The sequence below is a fragment of the Photobacterium makurazakiensis genome (assembly GCF_050336715.1).
In the GTDB taxonomy this organism is placed as follows: Bacteria; Pseudomonadota; Gammaproteobacteria; order Enterobacterales; family Vibrionaceae; genus Photobacterium; species Photobacterium makurazakiensis.
Genome location: NZ_JAKJSJ010000109.1, coordinates 1 through 7,880 on the forward strand (window position 1 = coordinate 1; position 7,880 = coordinate 7,880).

The 7,880-nt window shown below is 42.3% G+C and carries 5 protein-coding genes; 2 read left to right on the forward strand and 3 right to left on the reverse strand.

The features are described 5' to 3' along the window. Positions 1 to 541 precede the first annotated feature (541 nt). Positions 542 to 4,519, reverse strand: coding sequence for an AsmA family protein (locus tag L4D09_RS28035; protein ID WP_428460830.1), 3,978 nt, complete (start codon positions 4,517 to 4,519; stop codon positions 542 to 544). Positions 4,520 to 4,742: 223 nt separating this feature from the next. Here L4D09_RS28035 and L4D09_RS28040 point away from each other — a divergent pair, with 223 nt between their 5' ends. Further along, a complete protein-coding gene (locus tag L4D09_RS28040) occupies positions 4,743 to 5,378 on the forward strand; it encodes an ABC transporter ATP-binding protein (RefSeq protein ID WP_428460831.1) in 636 nt (211 codons plus the stop codon). Next, on the forward strand, positions 5,378 to 6,148 hold the full coding sequence (locus L4D09_RS28045; RefSeq protein ID WP_428460832.1) for an ABC transporter permease: 771 nt from the start codon (positions 5,378 to 5,380) through the stop codon (positions 6,146 to 6,148). The genes L4D09_RS28040 and L4D09_RS28045 overlap by 1 nt, the downstream gene beginning before the upstream one ends. 63 nt (positions 6,149 to 6,211) lie before the next feature. Here L4D09_RS28045 and L4D09_RS28050 read toward each other — a convergent pair whose 3' ends face one another. Beyond that, on the reverse strand, positions 6,212 to 6,943 hold the full coding sequence (locus L4D09_RS28050) for a hypothetical protein (RefSeq protein WP_428460833.1): 732 nt from the start codon (positions 6,941 to 6,943) through the stop codon (positions 6,212 to 6,214). Positions 6,944 to 7,023: 80 nt separating this feature from the next. Further along, a complete protein-coding gene (locus tag L4D09_RS28055) occupies positions 7,024 to 7,710 on the reverse strand; it encodes a hypothetical protein (protein ID WP_428460834.1) in 687 nt (228 codons plus the stop codon). Positions 7,711 to 7,880 lie beyond the last annotated feature (170 nt).

The following is a 7,880-nucleotide window of genomic DNA, read 5'->3' on the forward strand; positions in this document are numbered from 1 at the left end:
GAAAATTAAATTTAGTTTATTTGTAACAAATAATTCGAGCATTATGAGCTATTTTATTTTGAAGTACAAATAATCAATTAAAGATAATTAATCATCAATTTCGTAAAACTGTAAACGGGTTATTATCTCTGTTAGTTGATTAAATCATGATGAAGTCTGAATGGTCAATTAAACAACAAAGCGAATGAATAACATGTGCGGTTAAAGAAAAAGTATTCCTAATCATCATCTTATACTGTACTGGTTGCATAATAGTGCTTGTGGTTGTCATGGTAGCTATTAAGATTGAATTATTTACTTAATGGAAGATGTTCATTTTATGTTGGCCGAGTGAATATTATCGTTTAGTACTATAAAGAAAACTTTCTGTTAGGCGAAAATAAAGCTGTGTTACTTTGTAGTTGAAGATATTTTAGTTATCTTAATATTTAACTTTWATGATGGATATTATGTTTATATCCGCTTAACTATTATCGTTATATTAGTATTAATAAAAAGCCGCAAAAATTGCGGCTTGTTTGTTTAAGTATGGCTTCGTGAGTTAACTGTTATTACTCTGCCAAATCATTTCACATTGCTGGCTCCCATTTTGCGCGATAGGTTGCTCAATGAGCCAACGCAAAGGAGATATAACAGGGCTTGTCGTGAAGCGCACCGATGTTTCTAAAATCGCAGAAAGCGGTACCGATAAATCAAAGTCCTCAAACTTACCCGTGACTTCAATTGGGGTTTGAAGGCTGAATATTTGTGCCCGTTTTGATTGCGGTCGTAAGAATAATGCAAAGTCACGGTCCGCATAGCTGGCATTGAACTGCCCATTGACCTGAATACGGGTGGTATCCAGTATAAGGTCTCGTTGCTTCATTGTACCGTTATTGATGTCTAAACCAGCTGCCACGCAATTCAATACCGATGGGTCATTATTGGTGATGCTTGGCAGAATGGCATCGGTAAGACTAACAGCCCAAAGATCAATTAAATCGGCTTCAAAGGTTTCTGGCCACGCAGCAAATCCAATAAAGCCATTGGCATTATTCATTAAACTATCGGGTGAATTTGCCAAGCTGGATAACTGGAATTGTGTGCTGAGTCGGCCATACATTTCACTTTCAGGTGCAAGTCGGCGGGCAAGAATGCCGTAATCAAAATTGGTGACATCACCATTTAATTGGATATCAAAGAGATCACCTTTTGCTTTGATTGTACTTGCAATCGCAATGTCTCCACCTGGAAGCTTCACGTTCAGCGGCTTTAATGAAAAGACCCCATCTTTCAGTGTCCAGCCAAGCTGGCCGCGACCAAGCCAATCTTTGCCTGATCGTACTTCATCAACTGATAATTGGAAATTAGCATTCAACCTCTCAAGTCCCTTTGGACTAATTAGCGCAGACGCTTCTTGCTCAGTGCTTGCTGGCGGGGTTGATTCTGATGGCTTGTTAACGTCGACTTCATTTTCCCATGCCTGCCATTCGCCAACTTTAAAGTCATCCAGTTGGATAAATGGTGCGGTTAGAGCCAGAGATAAGTCTGGCTTTGACCCAACTTGTGACGGAGGAAGGAAGGTACCCAAACCTGTTAGTTGGCTATTGTTAACTTGGATCAGCATGTCTTTCATGTGATAGCCGATGTCATCTAATGAAAGTTGTGCCTTTAAGGTAACGGGTCCATAAGGGGGGAGGTCGATACTCGAGAATGGTGTGAATCGGTCAAGGTTTGGAGTATAGGCTTCGAAAGCCAGATTCAGGTTTTGCATATCAATTGGTAGCGATAGCTGAGATTGCGCATTAAAGCGCATGTCTGCAATATTGACTGCAAGATCTACTGGTAATGTTTCACGTCCGTCATTGGCTTGCTTGAGCGAGAGTGTTTCAAGCTTTATGCTTGTCGCTTGACCTGCAGCCATTCCGTTAAACGAGAGCATTGTCTCGGTATTTGGGCCGGTAATAAACTTTCCGTTATCTAATGTAACCGTGAGCGCTTTCCCGGTATAGCTATCTGCAAGGCTTGCTTTCCCTCCAAGTAATTGAGCATTGACTGCGGTATGTTCCATCAGCTCAATAATAGTGTTACCTGATAACGATATAGCTAGTTGTGCACGTTGAAGTTGGATATCAAAGTCATTACTTACCGCAAATGTAGACAGTATGTCGCCTACGTTGGGCTTATCAACAGCAAGGTTTAACTGGGCATTGATATTGGTATTGTTTATACCAAAGGCTAAATCACCCGCATAAAGGCTGTTGAGATAAGTCGCTTTAAAGGGGGATGCATGCATTTGACCATTGCGTAAGTTGCCATTAAATGAGAGATCATCAATGCGTTGATTGGCCCATTTCAGGGTGTTTGCTCGGAAGCTAAGATCGGCATCAGCAATAACAATTTCATGTCCTAATAACGGTACATCGAGGTTTACCCCTTGGGTTGGGACAGTTTGCTCGACTTGTGGCAGTTCGTCATCATTAATAAATTGACCGAACTGGGTGAAATCCAGCATGGCAAAGTTGGCATCAAAATGCAGGAAAGGCCGCTGGGCATCAGGCTGCCATCGAAGATCTACATTACCTTGACTGTTCATCAGTGCAAAGTTTGGCATCGCGAGTTCAACCCACCCCTCCTGATAGCGAAGCTTGCCGTCAATATTAATCATTCCATTTATGCTGGCTTGTGTGCCGAGCCACGGGCTGAGTTTGCTGGCATCATCGCTGGTGACTTTCAGATCAAACCAACTACCGTCTTGCCATTGGGTTTGCTTAAGCATGCCTGTTGCATTGACTGAAATCGCAGGGCTATCGATGGTTAACTGAGTTGGCCAATCACGTTGTTCTAGGATATCACCCAATGTGCCAGCCTTCGCTTGAATATGGGCAGGTAACCCCATCAGTTGGCCTTGGATATCAGAGCTAAAGGGAAGGTTTATCCCTGCTTCTAATCTTGCTGTAGAGATGCTAAAACTGGCTTCACTGCCCCATTCAACTAATGCATCATCGATTGAAAGCTCGATTTGACTATTGTCGAGCCATTCCGACAGTTTAGTGCCTTGGGTATTAACGTTCAGGGCTGCTTTATCGAGGTTACCGCGGGCATAAGGCATACCTGTTAGCCAGCGTGCCATTTCACCGAGTGGTGATTGCGTTGCACCTAGCGCGATATTCAATGTTGAATGCCAATCTGTAGCATCTAATGTGGCTTGTCCGCGAAAAGGCACTTCGGCGATATTGGCTGTCATGGGGGCGGTAAGCATGCCGTCTTTACCTGTAACGGATAGCGATAGGCTATCAACAGGAGTGCCTAAGCCTTTGATTTCACCGATAGCGAGATCTAGACGGGTGCTGGTTTTCATTAACCATTGATCGAGTGCGCGTTGCAAAGGGGATTGCTGCGGCGGTGCTGAGCTAAAACCTCGTACCATCGGCATCGGCTCAGGTTGTAACCAAGGGCGTAGGTCAATGAATGGAATATTCAATTCACCATCAATCGTATTGTGGTCACCAAGGGTGACATCAAGGTGGCCAGCGCCTTGGGTGATAGGGCTGTCGATGACGAGATCTTGCACCGATAACGTATTGGCTGATGCGTGAATTTGAGTCGTTAAACTGAGTGGTGCTATATGTTTAACATCTAAACCAAGCAAGGCTTCAATTGGCTGTGTATTCTGCCATTGTAGAGCGATATCAGCGACAGACTGACCTTGATCTAACGGCACAATATCTGCGTTCACTTTTAATTCAGCACCGGCAAAGTGACCTCTAGCCGTTATTTTTGCGGTTTGTTTATTGATTAGGTCTTCAAGATCACCTTCCAGGGTAAGGTTATACTCTTGTCCTATGGCTGAGCCTTGTGCCGTAAATACCCATGCCTCAGTTGGTTGGCTAAGGGAGAGGGTGTTTAAATACCAATCGAAAAAAACACCTTCTTGCTGGTCGTCGTAAACGATTGAGATATTTTTGGCTGAAATCTGATCATTCAATACCAGCATTAAGGGCGAACTGTTGCTGTTATTATCTGTTTTTTTGCTGCTTTCGGTTGGATTAGACTCTGCAGATCCAAACGCCCAATTCACATTGCCATCTTGGCTTTTGCCTAGATGAAGACGAATATCTTCGAGTTCAAGAAAGTCGACTGCCAGAGTGCCTTTGAGAAGAGGTAAAATGGCGACCTTTGCACTTAGCCTGCCAGAGCTGAGCATTGGCTGCCATTCAAAGGCATCAATATTGGCAATGCTAACGCCATTCAGGTTTACCTCGGGGCGAAAAGACAATAACAGTCCAATGTCACCTTCAATATGGGTTTCACGGTCAAGGTTGGCTGTTAGCCATTGATTTATTTCGCTGCGGTAAGGGGTCAGATCAAGCTGGATCCCATAACTAAGCGCCGCGCTTGTAATAACCACAGGGCTTAGTACTGCGATTCCTAACCATTTACCGAGTCGACGCAATTTATTCTTTTTCTTTGGTGAAGAATGATCACTTTGCTCTGATGTGTTGCTGGTTGAAGCTGACGGTTTGATATTTTGAGTCATACGCACTGCCGGATGATGTAATGGTGTCGAGGACGATGGCGGTCATATTTTTGCATGCCGTTTTATTGGGTGAAGATAGCATGAACACAGAATAGAAAATACGTGTTGCATACAATCTGACGTAGTGTTTACAAAATTGATTTCAATAATCTTGATGATGACTTTTAACGATTTGAGTCATATGACAAAGCAGAATACAATTTCTCCAAGATGGGAGAATCCTATGACAGAGAATATGACCTCAACCTTAACGGTCAATGAATTACGCTCTGGCTTTGAGTCAGAGCCTAGTGGCTTTTTAACCGTGTCACTTGGGACGAGCCAGCATTTAGTGATTTCTGGCGCATCGGGGTGCGGGAAGACCAGTTTACTGCAAATTTTAGCGGGACTTCGTCCTGCTGCTGCTGGCCATATGGTTTGGCAGAATCAAACCGTTAGTGAAAACAACCTTGATTGGTGGCGCCAGCAGTTTTGCTATTTACCTCAGCAACCCGTTATGGGAGGGGAAACACTTCTTGACGTACTGTTATTGCCTTGGGTGATGAAAGCGGCCTCGACATCTAAACCAACGCTCACCGCGTGTGAAGAGGTACTTCAATCCCTACAGCTCAAGCATCCATTGTCGCATTATGTAAAGCAGCTTTCTGGTGGAGAAAAGCAACGCCTTGCAATCGGACGGGCGCTGTTAATGAAACGTTCGCTATGGTTGCTGGATGAACCGACCTCAGCACTTGATCCCCAAAGCCGTGACCGCCTTATCGCGATATTGAAAGCGCATTCATTAACCATGATATCAATATCACATGATCCTGTTTGGGTAGAAGCGGCTGACTTTCATCACCTTATGGGAGAGAAGTAATGGGCGATACACTGACTATTAGTTCTTGGGCGCTGGCTGGGTTTTATCTACTGTATTTAATCCCACTATTTTTGTTTCAGCGCTGGCAATTGGGGCTAGGGCGTACCCTTGTTTCTGCGGCTTTAAGAATGACGGTGCAACTTGCCGTGGTTGGCCTTTATCTTCAGACTTTATTTGAATTTCAAAATCCTTGGTTAAACTCACTTTGGTTGACCATTATGGTTGGTGTGGCAGGTTTTAGTATTTGTCGTCGTTCCGGGGTGAAAATTAAAGTTGTATTACCTGCCGTTATTGTAGGGCAAGTAGCCGCTATGCTGGTGGTACTGCCGTTAATGCTTGCGGGGGTTATACAAGCCGATCCTTGGTGGCAGGCTCAGTATTTAATTCCTGTGGCTGGCATGCTGTTAGGTAATTGTTTAGCTGCAAATGTACTCGCCTTAGAACGCTGGTATAGCGGCTTAAAGGATCGACATGATGAATATCAGTTTTATTTGGCAATGGGCGCCCAGAAACCGGAAAGGCCTTTTATTCAAACGGCGGTGAAAGCGGCATTAGCACCACAACTAGCTTCAATGACGACGCTTGGTATTGTCAGTTTGCCCGGAATGATGACAGGCCAGATCTTAGGCGGAACAGAGCCGCTATTAGCGGTTAAATACCAGTTAGTGATTATGGTTGCGATTTTTGTGTCAGCTACATTGTCGGTGGTGACGTCGTTAACGCTGGCAAGTCGTTCGGCTTTCAATGCTTATGGGCAATTGAAGGTGTAAGGTCATTAGGAGGCCTTGATGAAGTTTGTAAAAAATAGGCAATTTACGGGTTTTTAGTTTTCACTATAAACTCGTAAACTTCACACTTAAGTTATTAGCATTGAGAGGTGATAAATTCACGATGAAAATGAGTTCACCTGTATATTGGTCTTCAATATTTACGGTATTTCCTGTAACAGACTGCACTTCAAGACCTTTAATAAATGGATAATCTTTATGTTCTGCATTCAGCAAGTACAAAGCAGGCTTATCACCACGGTATACTAATATTACAGAGAAGTCTCCTGGTGCTCTAAGCTCTAAATTCATTCTCCTCGGTTTAGATTGAATTCGTATTGCCTCCTTGTGATTGATAAAGTATGGTTTTCCATTCGGTGTTAATGATTTTGTAATTGATAAGCCTGGAAAAAACAAGCACACCTCAATAGGGGTGTGTTGATATTTACTGGTGTTTAATATTTTTATTGATTCAGCCTTACTCTGTATTCCATAAATTTCCGCCATACCATTCAGTGCTGGAATAATTAATTTTTCAGGAATTACAGAGCCAGAAGAAAGCGTAATTTCTCCTGTTGACCCTTTGGGACTAAAGTTATTTATAGATAATGTTAGTAGGCCTACGGGAAGTGAGTCTGAGCTAATGCTTTCGTTTGTTTTGATGTGAATACATTTTTGTACCCATGGCGTGATTGGTGAAGTTAGATTATTATTTATTAGCCTATAATGATGGTGACTAGATGAAAAAATCAACATACTCAATATTATGACAGTAATTAGTCTAAATATTATTACCATTGATATTCCTCATTAGTATTCACCTAGAGCTCCAGTAGATTCTAGGTGAATAGAGATTTATCTAGTGTTCAATTCACACCTTAACTTTTCAGCTGTACGAAAGACTCACCACTAGTGACAGGTGAAACATTTCCAATAGTTAATGTCGCACCTAACCAGTTTTCATTTAGGGTGTTAGTGTTACCTGGCACAACACTGGTATATCCATTTGGAATCATATCAGGAAAGTTTACACCATAAACTTTTGCATTACCGTTTACGAATACGACGAATGCAGAGGAGTTAGATGAGTGTTGACCAAAGATGAGGCTTGCTCTTCTTGCTGGAGCTGCCCCTTGCCGAGTATAGGGTTGCTCTGAGGTACATTGACTCCTTGGCGAAAAAATAGGAGTCAAAAGGTGTTTACTGGAGTCTGCTGGTAAAGTTGATTGTGGAGTTAAACCTGGTCCTACAGCAGCAATATTGACGTCAACACAATTGCCTGTTTCTGTGGTATTTTCAATCCTACAATTATCACCTTTAAAGTTGTGAATATAAATTGATGGTAGGCCATCAGGCTGTGCTTGGAGAGCTATTTTATTTAATACTGTATCCCCTGAAGAAATTTCAATCGTTTGGGTACCAGAGTTTGCCTGTAAGTTCTGACATACTAGAACCATATCCCCTTGAATTGTATTTGGGATGTTTAATGAATTAGTTTCGTTCCCGATCACCTTCGGGGAACCATCCCAAATATTATTATCTATAGAGTTAGCTACCATGTTCATTATATAATTCCTTTCTATATCGTTGATTATGAATTATGAAAATCATTTAGCTTGTACCTATTTCTAGCCAAATAAGGTTGCTTGTGTTTCTGAATGACTTTCAAGGGTAAATATAATCTTAAATGCCGAACTATTTTAYTACAGCCTTATTACATTGCTTTTGATAAGGT